The organism is Pseudoalteromonas phenolica, from assembly GCF_001444405.1.
GTDB classification, from domain to species: Bacteria; Pseudomonadota; Gammaproteobacteria; order Enterobacterales; family Alteromonadaceae; genus Pseudoalteromonas; species Pseudoalteromonas phenolica.
In genome coordinates, this window is sequence record NZ_CP013188.1 from 599,678 (window position 1) to 616,619 (window position 16,942).

The window sequence follows — 16,942 nt, forward strand, 5'->3', positions numbered from 1 at the left end:
TTTAGGGCGCTTGCTGTTAGCTCTTTTCGTAAATAGTGTTGTTAATCACCAACACATCGATGCCTGACATCAGGAACACCGCGAGCATGTCTTCAACAGAATGCACAATGGGCTTACCCATAATGTTGAAGCTGGTGTTTAGTAGAACAGGCACGCCTGTAATCTCTTTAAAGCTGCTGATCAAGTTGTAGTAAGGTTCGTTCCACTCTTTTTTCACTGACTGCAAACGACCTGTGTTATCGACGTGTACAACCGCAGGCACCTTGTCTCGTACTTCTTCTCTAAAGACTAAAGTACGCTCCATATAAGGCGACTCTTGGTAGTTTTCAAAATATTCATCGCCGTGCTCGTGCAAGATAGACGGTGCAAACGGTCTGAACTCTTCACGGAATTTAACGCGGGCATTGATGGTGTCTTTCATATCTGGCAAACATGGGTTTGCGAGGATTGAGCGGTTACCTAAAGAGCGCGGACCAAATTCGGCGCGGCCTTGTGCCCACCCGATGATTTTGCCTTGTGCTAAAAACTCTGCGGTCTTTTTGAAGACCTCATCGCCGTAATCTGTGGCTTTTAAGTGGCCGTATTGCGCCAGCTTTTGCAGTGACTTTTCTTTGACTGTCGAGCCTGTGTATGGCGATTGCACGGTTTTACTTGGCTGCCAACTTGGGTTGTCTTGTTGGTAACTTAAAAATGCAGCGCCAATGGCATTGCCGTCATCAGCTGGGGCTGAAGGTACAAAAATGTTGTCAAATTTAGAGCGCTCAAGGGCGGTGCCCATAAATGAGGAGTTCAGTGAACAGCCGCCTGAAATACATAGGTTTTTAGACGGTGCATACTCGTACGCGGCGTTGATTAAATCCATGAAGATTTCACCAAACACCAACTGGCCTGTGTAAGCAAAGTCTTTGTAGCGTTCAACCGACTCACCTGGTTCTCTTGCCATGCTTTTGATTTCTTTCATGATGGCATTCAGGTTTTTCGGAACTGCAAAGTTACCGTTTTTAACCTGCAAAGATGAGCGCAGTAAATCATAGACTTTTTGGTCTTTTTTACCGTACGGGGCAAGACCCATCACTTTCCACTCTTCACCTTTGAGCGGATCAAAGCCGAGGTTTTCGCAGATAATGGTGTAGAACAAACCTAAACTCTTAAATGAGCGTTTTACTTTGATCGGCGCAGGTTTAATCTTGCCATGTTTGTAGGTGTAATAGGCAATACTGCTTTTCTCGCCCATGCCATCTACCACGATACAGGTCGCGTCATCATATGGGCTGTTAAAACAGGCATTGGCAGCGTGGGTTAAATGGTGATCGTGATAGCGTACATCCGTTGGTTTTTTGGTTCGGTAGTTACCGACGATAAAGTTGCGGCAACCTGCTTCAAAAAAGCGTGATAGGGTTCTGCCAGCTGCTGCTTGAGAGGCACGAGCAAAGTAGAACTGATCTTTAATATCACGGGTGTTGACGTCAATATTAAATGAGAAAGTCTCTAAAATACTCAAAACCACATTTTCTAAAATGTTGGTGCTTTTTTCGCGGCCCTTACTCCATGTTTTGGCAATCACCAGTTCAGAGCAATCGGCGCAGTGGGTTTTAAGTACTTCTTCAATGTAGTAAGGGTTGTCAGGCATACAATAAAGGCCACGTTTATAGCCTAAAAATCGCTCTGCGTCTTCTGCGAAAATGAGTTCGCCTTTTGCGTTAACGATTGCAATAGCAGGGTCGTGAAATGAGGTAGCTAAGCCAATGTAATATTTCATCTCTGTAGTCCAAAAATATTGTTAAGTTTTATTCTGTTGATGGCCTTATTTGGGCCTGTGACTGTATTCATATGGATTTAAGCCGTCACTGGAATGGGTGCGAGCTGCTTGGCAGGGCGTAAATCAGTTAAATGGAAGTACCCACCGAAACCGTGCAAATAAAGTGTAGGACGGTGGCCAAATTGTAATGTTGCTTGAGTACGGGTTTTATAGGGGGTTATTTGTCCCTTGATAAACACCTCTGTGCCTACTGGATAGGTGCTATTCCAGTGTGCAACCTGCTGCTGCGGCGTAATGCCTGCTTGAATATTTGATGGTGTTGTTACGTCACTGTGTTGCACTGGCATCACAAACTGCTTTTCAATGGTTTGTACTAACTTAGTGAGCACCTTTTTTGGCCCAATCTCTAAAAACTCCATATCACCTTGCGAGAGCAAATATTCAACGCTTTTAGTCCACTGCACAGGTTGGGTAATTTGCGCTATTAAGTGTTGAGCGATATCTGCATGGTGATAAGGCTGTGCTGTGACATTAGCAATGACAGGTGTTTGTAGAGTTTTAAACTCAAAGCCTTGAATAAATTCAGCAAACTCAGTTTGCGCAGGGGCCATATAGCGAGAATGAAAGGCACCACTGGTATTGAGTTTGATAAAGAGGCCACCTAGCTGTTCAATAAAAGCTTGGCTTTGGTTAATGTCTTCTGCAAGCCCTGAGATCACGATTTGGTCTGGCGCATTCAAATTGGCAATATCAATGGCGTTTAAGTTGCTCTCAGCCAGTGCGCCTTTTAAATTGGATTCACTAATATTTAGCGCCGCGGCCATGGCGCCGGGGGCTGCTTTGCTCATGAGCTCACCGCGCTTTTGTACCAGCTTTAATCCAGTTTCAAAACTGATTGCACCTGCGGCAAATAACGCCGCGTATTCACCCAAGCTGTGACCTGCTAAATAGTCCGCAGCTCCTTGTTGTTTTTGCTGTTGTAAAAAGGCGAGGGCACTGACGACATAAAGCGCAGGCTGAGTAAATTGGGTGTGATTAAGCTGCTTGTTGGGATCTGCCAAGCACAGCTCGCTGATTGAGTAGCCAAGCAACTCACTGGCTTGCTCAACATACGCAGGAAACTCAGCAAAAAGCGGTTTGCCCATACCGACGTATTGTGATCCTTGTCCCGGAAATATGTATGTTTTCATATCTACTCCGTTTTTTATTTGTAAACGAGGTTAGCTGCTAGCAGTTGTTGCACTTTGGCATTCATCAAGTCAGCGGTGTTTTGCATCAGTTTGTCGGCAATTTTGTCAACGTGACGGTTTTGCCATGGTTCAAGCTCTGTGCCTTTGACCCACTGATTAAATGCCCCAAGAGCAGGGCCGGTATGTACTTGAAAGTTCACTCGCATTTGCTCATCGCCCCTAAAGGCCAGCTTCATGCTGTGGGCAAAGTACCAGCGAAACACGCGGGCCATTTTATATTTACCGTCTTTTTCAGCGCGCTCGACGTCATGTGGGCGCTTAGATGCAAGCAAGTAGTCTTTGGTTTGTTGCCAGATCTCGTCAAAGCTCATGTTGAAGTACTTGTCTTGTAACTGCGCTTGTATTCTTTGCGGTAGGGCATCGAGCGAGTCATATTGCTGATAAAGTTGAAATAACTTGTTGGCACGCGCAGCAAAAAAGCTGCCTTTTTTTAGTACCTGCACCTTGGCACCGGATTCAAACATATCACCAGCGGGCGCATATTCAGTGTCTTGCACATTGATGTGTTGCAGCATGTGTTTAACGGTATCGGATGTACCGGCTTCGACGGTACACTGGTTGATAGAGCCCGTGAGAATAAAGTCTGCGCCCATCATGAAAGCGGCTGCGGCAGCATTTGGCGTACCAATGCCGCCACCTAGCCCAACTCTAGGAGAGTACAAAAAGCCGAACTCAGCGACTTTTTGGTCCCGTAAGCTTTGGATTGCGGGTAGTAAAACAGCGGGCTGACCTCTGTCTGTATGGCCGCCTGAGTCAGCTTCGACGCAAATGTCGTCACACATAAAAATAGATTGGCTCAACCTTGCTTGCTCGGCTGTGATTTTGTGCTCATCAAGCAGTTGTTGGACGATTTGCTGAGGTGCTGGGCATAAAAAGTTATTGGCGACTTCTGGGCGAGAGAGTTTAGCGATCAGTTTATTGTGGGAGCGCACATTGCCTTGCTCATCTTGGTATAAACCCTGTAAGCGATACAGTACCAGAGCAGGTGTAATGTGAATAAACGCGGCGGCTTCAATACACTTAATCCCATACTTGAGATAGAGCTCGATGGTTGCAAGTTCGGTATCTGGCGAGTCTAAATTTGCCACCATATTCATTCCATATGCTTGGCCATGTGTGAGCTTGCTTTGAATATGAACTATGTCTTGTTCAATGTCTTTTAGTTGCTTGCCGCCTGTGCCTAAAAAGCCCATCACGCCAGCGTTTGCAAGTGAAATGACTAACTCTTTAGAGGCGATACCACGATACATACCGCCAGCAATATATGCGTATTTAAGACCATACTCTTTTTTGAATTGTGCGTTACCTAAGGCAGAAGGTTGAATTGACCCCGTACAGCTTAGAAATGAGTTCGAGCTTTTTAAATGCTCATTTTCTAAATGCAAATTGCTTGCTTGAGTAAGTGGACTTATGGTCTTTTGCATTTGTTATGATGCTAATTTGGCTATATTAATCGTCATCTTCTTTGAGAAATATGGAAAGAAAATGAATATGAATAAAAAGAGATAAAAACAAAGTTATGAAAAACTGGTGCAAAGTTTTCTTAGTTTGTGCAAAACAAGTTACGTATTAGGTAATTCAGTATCCAATAAAAAGAAGCTTTATCCTCAATAGGTAAACTTTTCTTTATGATAAACAAAGAATTACTTTATTATATGGAGCAATAATAAAAGATAAGCAGTTAAAAAGGATTAATTAATCGATGAAGTATTTGATGAAGGGGCTAGTGTTATTAGGAGCTAGTTTTAGTTTTTCGGTGCTAGCAGATGTGATTTTTGACAAATCTCGTGATCGTTACATACCCATTGAAATCTCTTATCCAGTTCAAACTGGCGCATGTAAAGCTGAATCGCCTTGTAAGGTCGCTTTTGTAAGCGCTGGTTATGGTGTGTCGCACTCAAATTATCAATTCATTGGTAACTTGTTTGAACAAAGAGGTTATATGGTTGTGGCAATCGGCCATGAGTTACCAAATGACCCTCCTTTATCTGTGTCAGGTAATTTATATGAAACGCGCAGTGAAAATTGGTCTCGAGGGGCTGTGACTCTTGATTTCATTCGTAATAACTTGAAGCCGCGCTTTAAAAACTATGACTTCGATAATCTTACTTTAGTTGGACATTCGAACGGTGGTGATATCTCAGCTTGGCTTGCAAATGAAGGCAAAGATTATATTCAAGATATTATTACCCTAGATCACCGCCGTGTGCCTCTGCCTAGAAGAGACGATGTTAAAGTGTTATCTATCAGAGCCAGTGACTTTCCTGCGGATAAGGGCGTTTTACCTAGCACTACTGAGCAGAAAAAGTTTGCCAGTTGCGTGGTGACCATACCGAAAGCGCGTCACAATGATATGGAAGATGAAGGACCTGAATGGCTCAAAACCAAAATAAACACTTTGATTGCGGGTTTCTTAGAAGAAGATAGCTGTGCTCAGCTTGCGAGTAATCTCAATTCTCTTAATTAAGCGATTTATTTTTAGGTAAGGAAAATTTGTCGATAATACTTACGCTTCCTACTATCGCTGAGGTACCTACATCCATGATGGTAAGGCGAAAATTTTGCCATTTAGTTGTTCTAAATAGCAAGATTTTCAACGAGGTTAGCGTCAGTTTTAAGCCCTCAAAATGATTGAGTATTATTGAGGATTGGTATAAAACCAGTCATAGAGAACACTTGTAAGTATTAAAACGTAACTAACGCACAAAGCGAAGGAAAAACAATGTCAGAGCAAAAATTCTCGATAAAAGTCGCAAGCTTTGAAGATGTGGAACTCGCCACAAAATGGGCTGAATACGAGGGTTGGAACCCTGGGTTACATGATGCGAAGCTGTACTATCAAGTAGATACCAGTGGCTTTTACATGGGTTACTTAGGCGATGAACCGATAGCCAGTATTTCAGTAGTGAAATACGACGAGGGTTTTGGTTTTTTAGGGTTTTATATCGTTAAGCCTGAATATCGTGGTCAAGGCTATGGTTATCAACTTTGGCAACATGCGCTTATGCATTTGGATGGCTGTAATGTTGGTTTAGATGGCGTGGTTGATCAACAAGGTAACTATAAAAAGTCAGGGTTCAAGTTGGCTCATCGTAATATTCGCTTTGTTCGAAAAGGTGGTGTTATTGAAAGCATAGAACAAGCTGATGCAGAAAATATTAAGCCTTTATCGTCACTTGAGTTTAACGACATTAAAAAGTATTGTGCTGCATTTTTTCCAGCAGATAGACACGCGTTTCTAAAAGGCTGGATCACGCAAAGTGATAGCGTGGCTTTAGGTTACGTTGAAAATGGCGAACTTAAAGGCATAGGTGCAATTCGTCAGTGTGCGTCGGGTTATAAAATTGGCCCTCTGTTCGCAGATTCGGCTGATATTGCTAGTGCACTTTATCTGCAGCTAATTTGTCATGTATCTGAAAATGACGATATATTCCTAGATGTGCCCCAAGTTAATGATGATGCGGTTAAATTGGCTGAGCAGTTTGCAATGACCCAATGTTTTGAAACCGCCAGAATGTATACGCAAACTGAGCCTGATATTCAGTTGCAAAGAACTTTTGGTATCACCTCATTTGAAATTGGTTAGAGAAGGGTTCGCAATCAGGAGGCGATTGAAGATAGTGTGCCTTCTGACTGCGCTTACTTTTCAACATTAATTTTTAATAACTAGATCCTCGTTATTAAACGTCTACATGTAAACTTTACTTTTTTAGTCATAACCTCCCCCTACAATGAAGATTTCTTTAGGATATAGGTAAGAATTGTTGTGCTAGCTTGTTTGAGCTAGGGACTTATTATTGTTTATTTTTAAACAAGTTATTGTATAAACATTGAACTAAAGCGTTTTGGCCTTATCTATTAAGAAGATAAGCAAGTTGTTGAGCGGGTTTGATTGTGATGCAACTTAGCCTTTTAACTTTCATGGAGAGAGTCATGCATTTAGCACAATTAAATATAGCCCGAGCAAAATATCCTTTAGATGCCCCAGAAATTAAAGACTTTGTCGATAATCTCGATGTGGTAAATGCCACAGCGGAACAAAGTGAAGGCTTTGTATGGCGCTTAAAGGATGAATCGGGTGATGCGACGAGCATTCAAGCGTTTGATGATCCGAGTTTGTTAATCAATATGTCAGTATGGACAAGCCCTGACTCCCTTAAAGACTTTATGTTTCGCACTCATCACCGTGATTTTATGCGACGTAAAAGGGAGTGGTTCGAGAAGCTAAATGATGATTCTTATGTATTATGGTGGATTGAAGAGGGGCACATTCCCACAGCTGAAGAAGCAAAAGTGCGTTTACAACACCTCAGAGAGCATGGTGACTCGCCTTATGCGTTTACTTTTAAAGCCAATTTCACACCAGATGATTTATAACGGTTTATGCAGTATAAATACCTTTAAACTTATTGATGGAACGCGTGTTCAGGGGCTTTCTTATTTGCAACTTGCTGGCGGTTGCTGAGAAGTAATTATGTTGATGAAATTCAAGAGGGTCACCTTCGACTTCGATATTTAGAAATTTGAATAAATCTGCAAGCTGAGAGTGTGGTTCGCTCACTAAATTTTCATAATCGACACGCATAAAACTTTCACTAAATGTTTGCTGCCAATGGGTACCTAACTTCATAAAGTCGTCATAGCAGGCGTTGATGTGTTGCCAATCAAAACTGTAATGGTGGAATGGGCTGTTTACTTGGTAGGTTTGTCTAAAGTTACCAACACAAGCATCGAATTTATTACGTACTAGCCAAATAATTTTCGTATTGGGAAACAATTTCAAAATCACGTCGACAAAGTAGAGATTAAACGGTTGTTTATCTATGCCTCTTATATTGTTTTGTCGCAAGTTTGCTTGCTTGTTGTCTTGGCTAAGTATTTGAGTGTATTGCTTAAGTAGTAATTCAGGAGTATCCGAAAGGGTTAATTCTGTTTGTTTATAAAACCCCGATTTTATGTTTAGTATCTGAGGTAAAAAACTCAATTCGCCGAGTGCTTTGAGTTGTGGTTGCGTTGCTAAAAGCTGCTCTAACAAGCTGGTGCCAGAACGGGGCATGCCAACAATAAAAATTGGGGCTACAGCTTGGTTAAAGGTTTTGGACGTGTTTGTAAGAAACGCATCAAGCTTTTCGCTATTAGAGCTTTGAATGCGATTTAAACAGAACTGCTGGTGGGCATTTGCGTCAAATTGAACGTTTTGCGCAGCAGTTCCTTTACTTAATTTAAAGCTATGCCATGCTGCTTCGTAGTCTTTATATGCTTCTAAATATAAGGCTTTGGCATGGTTTAAATATTGGCTTTGAGGCTTCTTTTCGAGGGCCTTTTCTAAAGCAATGGGAATAGTATACGATTTGTCTGCTTTGAGCTCAGCGAGTGATAAGTGCGCTAATTCGCTTAGAGGCTGTTGCTTTATTACAGACTCAAATAACTGTTCAGCGTCTTGTATTTTGCCTGACATTTTTAAGCATATCGCGTAATTTAAACTAATGTTTGCGTTCAAATCATCCAGTGAATAGGCTTGCTCGAATAAACTGAGTGCGCGATATGGTTGGTTGAGGCGAAGCCATAAATTAGCAGCTAAATCTAGTTCTATTGCAGAAGCTTGATGCGCTGTACTTAAGGTTAAGTCTTTGAGTATATTTTCGCATTGTTGGTGATCGCCCGCCAACAATGCCGTTTTAGCAAGTTGAAGTGAAATTGGCAATGACGGCGCTAAACTCAACGCTTTGCTAATAATTTTAAGGGCCTTGCTTTTATCGCCAGCGAGTAAATTCAGCTCAGCCAGGAACCCCCAAGCCTGCGGGTTGTTGGGCTCATGTTGTAACCAAGACACCAATAAAGGATGCGCTTTGGTAAGCGCGCCCTTTGTAAGGTATTCTTTAACTTGACTGGCTAGGGTCATTTATAACTCAAACTGGTAGTTAAATTTAAGGCCAATAGTACGAGGTGTGGTTACATAGTGCCCGTACACACGTTGTAATTCTGGCAGTGCTTTTGAAAGCTCTGGATATTTACCTTCGCCCGCCCAAGACTTATCACGACGCACTGACGTTTGCGCGTATTTATCGAATAAGTTGTTCACGTATAGGGTTGTTGACCAAGCTTCACCGGCAAGTCTGAAGCTTAAATTGCTCATAGCGTAACCCGCTAAAGTTTCGCCGTCAGCTTTTAAACCTACTTTGGTGATCACATCACTTTGTGCCGTTAAACCATAGTTGATTGTCAGCAGTTTATCTTCCAATACGTCGGTGTTGTAGGTTACGCCGAATGACAACTGATGTTTAGGCGCACCCGGTAATCTATCGCCTTTTTCACCATCGTAGTAAGGTTGATATTCGGCGATTTCTTCGCTGCTGTAGTCGTCTTCAGAGAAAACTGCAAACAGGGCTGGTGCGTCTTGTGTTAACTTTGCATCGGCATATGAATAGGTTAAATAGGTACTTACGTTATCGGTTAATATTGCACGAGTCGCAAATTCAATACCTTTACTCTGTGCTTCACCGGCATTTGACGTAATGATGGCTTTACCATTCACCGTGGTTGCTTGAATTTGCGCATCATTCCACAGCACATTAAAGGCTGCGATGTTCAAATGTAGCTTGTTCTTAAACCAAGTCGATTTTAGACCTAATTCATAGTTGGTGGTGGTATCTGGCTTATAATCAACTTCGTGTGGCAACGCACAGATTATCTGTTGATCAGGTAATACGTCAGGACATGACATTACGCCATTACCGCCGCCTAATCTAAAGCCTTCACTGATAGTGAAGTAGGTCAGGATGTTGTTGTCCCACTTATAATCAACATTAAATTTAAATAGTGAGCCATTGTCGCTGGCTTCAACCAGCTCCATTGGTACTTGGCTGATGCTGCTGATACCTCCTGAATATAACGGTGTCACAGCACCAGACAGCGACTTTACTTCGTACTCATAAAAACGTGCACCGACAGTGGCATTTAGCTTATCGCTAAACGCATAGCCAACTTCACCAAAAATAGCTTGCTCTTTGTTGTCGTATTCACCGAGTGCTAAATACTCTAAGTCTTTTTCGATATTGGTGATATTACCGCCCCAAAAATCGCTAAGACCCGGCGTGTATTCACGGTCGTCTGAGCTGCCTTCGGTTTTGTTGTAATAGACACCGGCGATCCAATTTAACGCAGTGTCGGTTTTCGATACTAAACGAATTTCTTGTGTGAGGTTTTTTACTTCACTGGTATCGTCAGTTAACGCCGTAAAACTAGGGAAGTCAGCGTAACCCGGCCAAATATCATAAAGCAGATCGGTTTGGTCACGTTGACCCACTTGTTCGTAATCGGTTAAACCCGTAGCAGAAACAAGCTCTGCAAAATCTAAATCTACTTTTAATTCAAGGCTGAGTAGCTCATCTTCTTGGGTATTTGGCTCTAATACACGGTATGCCGACTCGTACTTACCGACTTTGTCAGCAAGCGGATTGCTGCTCGCCAAACTTTGATATTGGCTAATGCTGTTCGCGCCATTTTCTTGTTTTTGATAAAAGTAGTTTAGCGTCGCTTCAAACACATCAGATGGCTGATAGCGTAAAGACACACGAGCTGTGGTGATGCTTTCGTCGTTTGCGTCTTTATGTTGTGTGATGTTTTGTGCGACTTCTTCTGGGTTGTTCCAGTCAATATCTGGCTTGCTAACACCCGGAGTTTTAACAACATAGTTGTAATCGATATAGCCTGGGTTAGTGTAATGATTAAAGCTCGTTCTCAGTGCCAATGTATTTTCAATCAATGGCAAGTTTAAAACCGCACCAAACTCGCCACCATTATCGTCGCTTTCAGATAGGGCAAACACGTCGCCGCTCACTTGTACCTCAGTGAAATCAAGTTCAGGTGCCTTTAGCATATAGCGAATAGCACCGCCTAATGTGCCCGCACCATAAAGCGTGCCTTGTGGGCCAATCAGTACCTCCACACGTTCGATGTCGGTTAAACGTAGATTAACACTCAATGGGATTTCGCCTAAATAAGTGGCAACTGTGCCAGAATCAGAGGCGCGCTCAGATGAATTTGTATTCAAACCACGAACAATGATGGGTGAGCTTTCACGGCCGCCCTGATCTGTAATGGTTAAACCCGGCACCCAGCGTGATACAGATTCAAGATCAGTGATGTTTTGCTGCTTCATCACATCATTGTCGACCGCTGTAATATTGAGTGGTGCTTCTTGTACAGTGCCTTTTCGTCGTGTTGCCGTTACCTGAATGGTCTCAATCTCTTTAGATAATTGCGCTTTAAACTCAGTATTAGGCTGAGTTTGCGCGTGTGCGAATGTGCTTGGTAAAACCGCAGTAGAGACTGCAAGGGCAATCATTGTAGGACGAAAAAGCGTGAACACGTAAAACCTCATAGTTAATTTGAACGTCATTTTGAGAACGGTGATTCTACTCATGTTTATTCAAAAATAAAGAATTAATATTCATTCTTTGTGGTTTTTTATTAAGTTTTCTTTTTCTTGTTGCTTTATTTTCTAATTATTATTCTGTTGTTTACAAACTTTACGTTTTTAACCTTTTTGGAGACTGAGTGGGTAATTGTAATTAAAGTTTATAGGTGTAATTAAATTGCAGTGTTTAGGTGAAAATCAACTTAAGTGCTTTTCCAATGTAGAGAATGCGCATACTATGCCAGCCACATAAATGTAGCTTGTATAAAAAGATGTTAGAAGTTTTGATATTGGCCGTCGCGCTCAGTATGGATGCCTTTGCAGTATCGGTTGGGCTTGGTGCAAAAAAGCAAGATAATTTAAGTAAACTTGCTCTAATGTGTGCGATTTATTTTGGTGCATTTCAGGGGGCGATGCCACTAATTGGGTACTTGGGTGGAGTAGGTTTACTGAATTGGCTTGGTGACTTCAAACAATCTATTGCATTCATAATACTCTGTGGAATTGGCGCAAAGATGATATACGAAGGGGTTGACTCTGAGCAGGAGGCTGAATTTAAACAGTTAACGCAGAAAGTAATGTGCTTATTGGCTATTGCTACCAGTATTGATGCGATGGCTGCAGGGTTCACTTTAAACTTAATACCAGTAAACCCTATTTTTTCCTGTTTTATTATTGGTGTTATTACCGCTGTGTTTAGTTATGTCGGTGTTTTGGTTGGCAATAAATCTGGTACTTGGCTGGAAAATAAAGCTGAGATACTGGGTGGCGTGGTTTTAATCTTGATTGGATTTAAGTTTTTGCTGCTTTAACATATAAACACTTTTCTTGTTTTAATTTAAGGCTTACTTGTTGTTCCACTACCTAATATGACAACGTCCATTTTATTGTCATTTTTGAGTGCTTTAATTGTCATAAATGAACAAATACAAAGCTTGTTATGAAAAGATTTCTAGGACTAGGACTAATATTTCTCGTAGGGTGCAGTACCAAGCAACCTTCACTATTGAATGAGGAAGTGCAAGTCGGTGTGCGACCCTATTATTTACTAGAACAACTACCAGATTCTGAACTAAAGAGCCGACTTAGCGCGTGTGAAGGTTCGAGCTTTAAAAAAACTGATTTCTCTATAGGCCATCGAGGCGCGCCTCTGCAATTTCCTGAACATACGAAAGAGTCATATATTGCAGCAGCTAGAATGGGGGCTGGTATATTAGAGTGCGATGTGGCTTTTACTAAGGACGAGGCCTTGGTGTGTCGTCATTCTCAGTGCGACCTGCATACCACGACAAACATATTAGCCATGCCTGAACTTGCGAATAAATGTCGTATTCCTTTTCAAGCAGGCGATATCAACAAAGGGATTAAGGCTCAGGTCCAGTGCTGTACTTCAGATTTAACCCTAGATGAATTTTTGCAGCTCAAAGGCAAGATGGACGGTGCCAACGAATTTGCTAGAACAAAACAAGAGTATATGCAGGGCACACCTAAGTGGCGCACTGATTTATATGCAGCAAGTGGTACATTAATGACGCATAAACAAAGTATTGCGTTATTCAAACGGCTAGGCGTAAAAATGACGCCTGAGCTTAAGACACCACAAGTTGAGATGCCATTCAACGGCTTTACTCAGCAAGATTATGCGACAAAACTGATTGCAGAATATAAGCAAGCAGATGTGCCGGCGAAGGATGTGTTTCCTCAATCGTTTTTACTCTCAGACGTACAATATTGGATTAAACATCATCCTGATTATGCTCAGCAAGCGGTTTACTTAGATGATAGCTATGAAATTGCTGGGTTTGATCACAATGAACCGAGTACTTGGCTACATACGATGGATGAACTGAAAGCCATGGGAGTGAATATCATAGCGCCACCGCTTTGGATGCTTGTGAAAGTCAATGATAAAGGGGAGCTTTCACAATCAACTTATGCGATAGAAGCTAAACAGGCAGGGTTAAACATCATAGCCTGGTCACTAGAAAGATCTGGGCCGCTCAATAATGATGGTGGTTTTTATTATCAATCAGTGAAAGAGTTAGCTAAAGATGATGGATTTACGTTAACGCTTTTAGATTTTCTAGCCCAAGATGTGGGTGTAATTGGTGTATTCAGTGATTGGCCCGCAACAACAACGTTTTATGATAACTGTATAAATTAATTTGAATAAAAACTACACAATCAGTAGTTTTTTGTGTAGCTTTATTCTGTACAGATCAGACAACAAGGAATAATTATGAAAAGTTTTACACTGAGTGCCTCATTAATCGCGATGATTTTTTTAGCTGGCTGTAATTCTACTAATAACAATCTTCAGGCTAACAATGCAGAAATAAATGAAGAAGATATGGTGTGTTATACAGAGCCGAAGCTGGGTAGTCGATTTGTAAAGAAAAAATGTGTGACTAAAGAAGAAGATGCATATCGTAAGGCATTTGCTGAGCGTGATGCGGAAAAGTTTGAAAGGTCAATTGCTACTCGAGGCGGAGCCGGTACAAGAAGTGGTAAGTAATTAAAAACCTGAATTAATAAAAAGCCCTAGAAAATTCTCTAGGGCTTTTTGCTTTTATGTCTTAGAAGTTGTACTTGAATTTCGCGTACATCTGACGACCAAGCGCATTATGGGTTTTGTTATCAATCCCCATTGATTCAGATGGTGCTTGCGGCGCTTCTTCATTCATGAGGTTTGCTGCACCGGCTGTTAAGATTAGATTATCAAAACCTGTGTAGCTCACTGAAGCATCCAGCGTGGTCCAAGAATCAATCTTAAACTTATCACCATTAGCATCTTCTAAATCATTGTAAGCGTCGATGTGGCTGAAGCTTAGCGTAGTGAGTACATTATCTAATTCCCAATCAATGCTTGCAGTCCATCTGAACTGAGGATGCTGATATTCACCATTTAGATCTTCAGCAGCAATTGAGGTGTTACCATTTGCATCACTCTCAAAAGATTGCTCTTCGAAGTTCAGTGCATAACTAAGTTTATAGTCAAACTTGAAGAAGCCCATGTCATTGGTATCAAGCTTATAAGCAAGGTTTAAATCAAAACCATCTGTCTCACGACCACCAATGTTCACGAAGGTATCATAGATAGTTTGAATACGACCTGGAGTACTGCCTTCGTTCGGGCCCCGTACAACCAGGTTTGCATCAGTACCACAACAATCAACTAGCTTTTGCGCACCGATTTTTTTGATAAGATCTTCTTGGTCGTAGTTCCAATAGTCCACGCCCACAGAGAAATCTTCCGTCGCTTGCCAAACAACACCTAAATTGTAGTTAGTTGATGTCTCAGGTTGTAGGTTTTTGTTACCAGCAACAACGGCTGTGTACTCGTACGGTTCACAGTCAAGTTCGGAGCCTGTAATTTTACAGCGCTCTTTGTCGATGACGCTTGGCGATTCGTCAGTACGCCCTAAGTGAAGTTGAACCAAAGAAGGTGCTCTAAACGCAGTACCCCATGAACCACGAACAACTAAATCTTCAGAAGGTGCCCAGCGGAAGGCAACTTTAGGATCAGTGGTATTACCAAAGTCACTGTAGTTTTCATAACGAAGAGCTAATTGCAGCTCTAATGTTTCAAGCACTGGCACACTGAATTCAGCAAATAGGGCGGTGTTATCGCGATCACCGTTAGCCTGCGTTGCTTCCGTACCAAAGATCTCACCACGTAGGTATTGGCTATCTGGATTATCTTCGATTTTCTCGTATCTGTGTTCTAAACCAAATGCAGCAGCCACCGCGCCTGCTTCTAGTTCAAATACTTCACCTGATACAGTCGCATCAAAAGACTGCATGCTTGAGCTACCATACCGTGTTGTTGTTGTTTCAATGAAAGCTAAACCTTCAGGGGTATTGGTACTTGGTTCAAACGGATTCCAATAACCTTTATCGATCGCTTCTTGAGCACGTAGTTTGTTCGGGAAGCCATCAAAGCCTTTTTCTACTGCACTTGAACGAATAGCTGAGTAAGCTGTTTCCCAATCCCAATCGTTAAATGAACCACGGGCGCCGATCACGGCACGATAATACTCAGAGTCGACGTCTTTCTTACGGTTGCCAATATCATATGTACGACGGCGCATTGAAATATCAACACCATGTAGGAAATGATCAGCGTCATCGGCAAGTGGATGATTTGGGTTATCGCCGCTCATGAATAATTCTGTGAAGCTTGGACTACCTGCACCTTGAATGAATGTAGAAGCGTGTTGCGCTGAAAACTCCATGAAGCCTTCAATGTCATCGGTAATTTCTTGCACGCCGTTGTAGTTAAAACTGATACGTTCAGTTGAAGGCACTAAGCTCATATGTGGTGCATAGTCATATCGGCAAATATCGCCAATGATCAATGACTCATCACATTTATCATTGCCCCAAACGTCTGCAAAAATAGTCTGCTTAACTGGTGTGCCGTCATCGGCAATGCTCTTAGTTGGCAGGGCATTCCATTGTGCGTCAGTTAGCATGCTTCTAACAACTTCTATGCTTCCCGGGATACCTGAAGAGCTCAGCGAATTATTACCACCACGGAAACGTTGATCGGCTGTTGAGGCATAATCACGGTCAGCATAAAATACGTCGCCGCGTTTAAAATAGTCTAGAGAGAAGTTGTGATAACCTTTATCACTTGTAGAACCCCAAAGTAGGGTGAAGTTTTGCTCTTCACCACCGCCGTCAGCGGTATCTGAGATTTTACCAGCGACTTCAAATCCATCGATGTCGTCACGCATAATAATATTGATTACACCAGCTACAGCGTCAGAACCGTAAGTTGCAGAGGCACCGTCTTTAAGAATATCGATACGTTTTACAGCTGAAACTGGGATAGTATTTAAGTCAACAAAAGAGGTTTCGATGTCTTTTGCGAATGGACTTACAGCAACACGACGACCATTAATTAATACCAATGTTGACGAAGCACCTAAGCCTCGAAGTGCAACACTTGAACCACCGTTGGCGGTATCATCACTTGAGTTACCCTGAGTACTAAAAGTACCTGCGCCTGATACTGGTAATTTTTGTAATGCGCCAATTAGATCTGTTGAACCTGTCGCAGCTAGGTCTGCTGCAGAGAGAGACTGTATTGGTGAAGGGCCTTCCATATCAGTGCGTTTAATATGTGAACCAGTAACTTCGATGCGTTCTACTTCTTCGGTATTTTCAGCAGCATATATTGAAGTTGAATTAGCAACGATCACAGCCATTGCTACAGCAGATAGTTTATTGATTACTTTCATGATTTCCCTGTTAATCTATGTTGTCATTGTTATGGTGAAATGTTTTTTTAACATAGTGGCAACCTTATGTGAATAGCCTATCTACTTATATTTGAAACAATATATGGCTGTTGTTACATTTTGCATTAATGTACCCGTTGAGTTTTCTGAAATGTTCCTGAAATGGCAATAATTAAAATAAAATTAATTACTTACAATTTAATACATTTATTTTAGTGCAGTTGCTCAAAGTTCAGTGTAAGTTCCAAATTGAGGAATTTAATCCAAA

The 16,942-nt window shown here is 41.8% G+C and carries 12 protein-coding genes; 6 read left to right on the forward strand and 6 right to left on the reverse strand.

Annotated features, from left to right (window positions below):
- Positions 1-16: 16 nt before the first annotated feature.
- The 3 genes from PP2015_RS19775 to PP2015_RS19785 form a co-directional block, all read right to left on the reverse strand.
- Entirely contained in the window at positions 17-1,759 is a 1,743-nt protein-coding gene (locus PP2015_RS19775) for a carbamoyltransferase family protein (protein WP_058032215.1), read from the reverse strand.
- A 77-nt stretch (positions 1,760-1,836) separates the two neighbouring features.
- Positions 1,837-2,949: an ACP S-malonyltransferase gene (gene fabD, locus PP2015_RS19780; RefSeq protein WP_058032216.1), complete on the reverse strand. Its 1,113-nt coding sequence runs from the start codon at positions 2,947-2,949 to the stop codon at positions 1,837-1,839.
- 14 nt (positions 2,950-2,963) lie between these two features.
- Positions 2,964-4,433: a PfaD family polyunsaturated fatty acid/polyketide biosynthesis protein gene (locus tag PP2015_RS19785; RefSeq protein WP_083496695.1), complete on the reverse strand. Its 1,470-nt coding sequence runs from the start codon at positions 4,431-4,433 to the stop codon at positions 2,964-2,966.
- A 278-nt stretch (positions 4,434-4,711) separates the two neighbouring features.
- Between PP2015_RS19785 and PP2015_RS19790 the strand changes: the two genes are divergently transcribed.
- The 3 genes from PP2015_RS19790 to PP2015_RS19800 all read left to right on the forward strand — a co-directional run bounded on the left by PP2015_RS19790 (position 4,712) and on the right by PP2015_RS19800 (position 7,386).
- Complete coding sequence (locus PP2015_RS19790) at positions 4,712-5,476, forward strand: alpha/beta hydrolase (protein WP_171041644.1); 765 nt, start codon at positions 4,712-4,714, stop codon at positions 5,474-5,476.
- A gap of 255 nt (positions 5,477-5,731) precedes the next feature.
- Entirely contained in the window at positions 5,732-6,595 is an 864-nt protein-coding gene (locus PP2015_RS19795) for a GNAT family N-acetyltransferase (protein WP_058032217.1), read from the forward strand.
- A gap of 347 nt (positions 6,596-6,942) precedes the next feature.
- On the forward strand, positions 6,943-7,386 hold the full coding sequence (locus PP2015_RS19800) for a DUF3291 domain-containing protein (RefSeq protein WP_058032218.1): 444 nt from the start codon (positions 6,943-6,945) through the stop codon (positions 7,384-7,386).
- A 4-nt stretch (positions 7,387-7,390) separates the two neighbouring features.
- On the opposite strand, the gene PP2015_RS19805 is transcribed toward PP2015_RS19800, so the two are convergent.
- Both PP2015_RS19805 and PP2015_RS19810 read right to left on the reverse strand, forming a co-directional pair.
- The gene (locus tag PP2015_RS19805; protein WP_058032219.1) at positions 7,391-8,911 is read right to left on the reverse strand and encodes a tetratricopeptide repeat-containing sulfotransferase family protein; all 1,521 of its coding nucleotides are present in this window, start codon (positions 8,909-8,911) and stop codon (positions 7,391-7,393) included.
- Complete coding sequence (locus tag PP2015_RS19810) at positions 8,912-11,356, reverse strand: TonB-dependent receptor (RefSeq protein ID WP_227009284.1); 2,445 nt, start codon at positions 11,354-11,356, stop codon at positions 8,912-8,914. It lies immediately after the preceding gene.
- Positions 11,357-11,700: 344 nt separating this feature from the next.
- Between PP2015_RS19810 and PP2015_RS19815 the strand changes: the two genes are divergently transcribed.
- From PP2015_RS19815 to PP2015_RS19825, 3 genes are all read left to right on the forward strand, one after another.
- Complete coding sequence (locus PP2015_RS19815; RefSeq protein WP_058032573.1) at positions 11,701-12,240, forward strand: manganese efflux pump MntP; 540 nt, start codon at positions 11,701-11,703, stop codon at positions 12,238-12,240.
- A 128-nt stretch (positions 12,241-12,368) separates the two neighbouring features.
- A complete protein-coding gene (locus tag PP2015_RS19820; RefSeq protein ID WP_058032220.1) occupies positions 12,369-13,592 on the forward strand; it encodes a glycerophosphodiester phosphodiesterase family protein in 1,224 nt (407 codons plus the stop codon).
- A gap of 75 nt (positions 13,593-13,667) precedes the next feature.
- Positions 13,668-13,943 (forward strand): hypothetical protein, encoded by a 276-nt coding sequence (locus PP2015_RS19825; RefSeq protein ID WP_058032221.1) that lies wholly within the window; start codon positions 13,668-13,670, stop codon positions 13,941-13,943.
- Between the two features lie 61 nt (positions 13,944-14,004).
- Here PP2015_RS19825 and PP2015_RS19830 read toward each other — a convergent pair whose 3' ends face one another.
- A complete protein-coding gene (locus PP2015_RS19830; RefSeq protein WP_405127379.1) occupies positions 14,005-16,641 on the reverse strand; it encodes a TonB-dependent receptor plug domain-containing protein in 2,637 nt (878 codons plus the stop codon).
- Between the last annotated feature and the right edge of the window lie 301 nt (positions 16,642-16,942).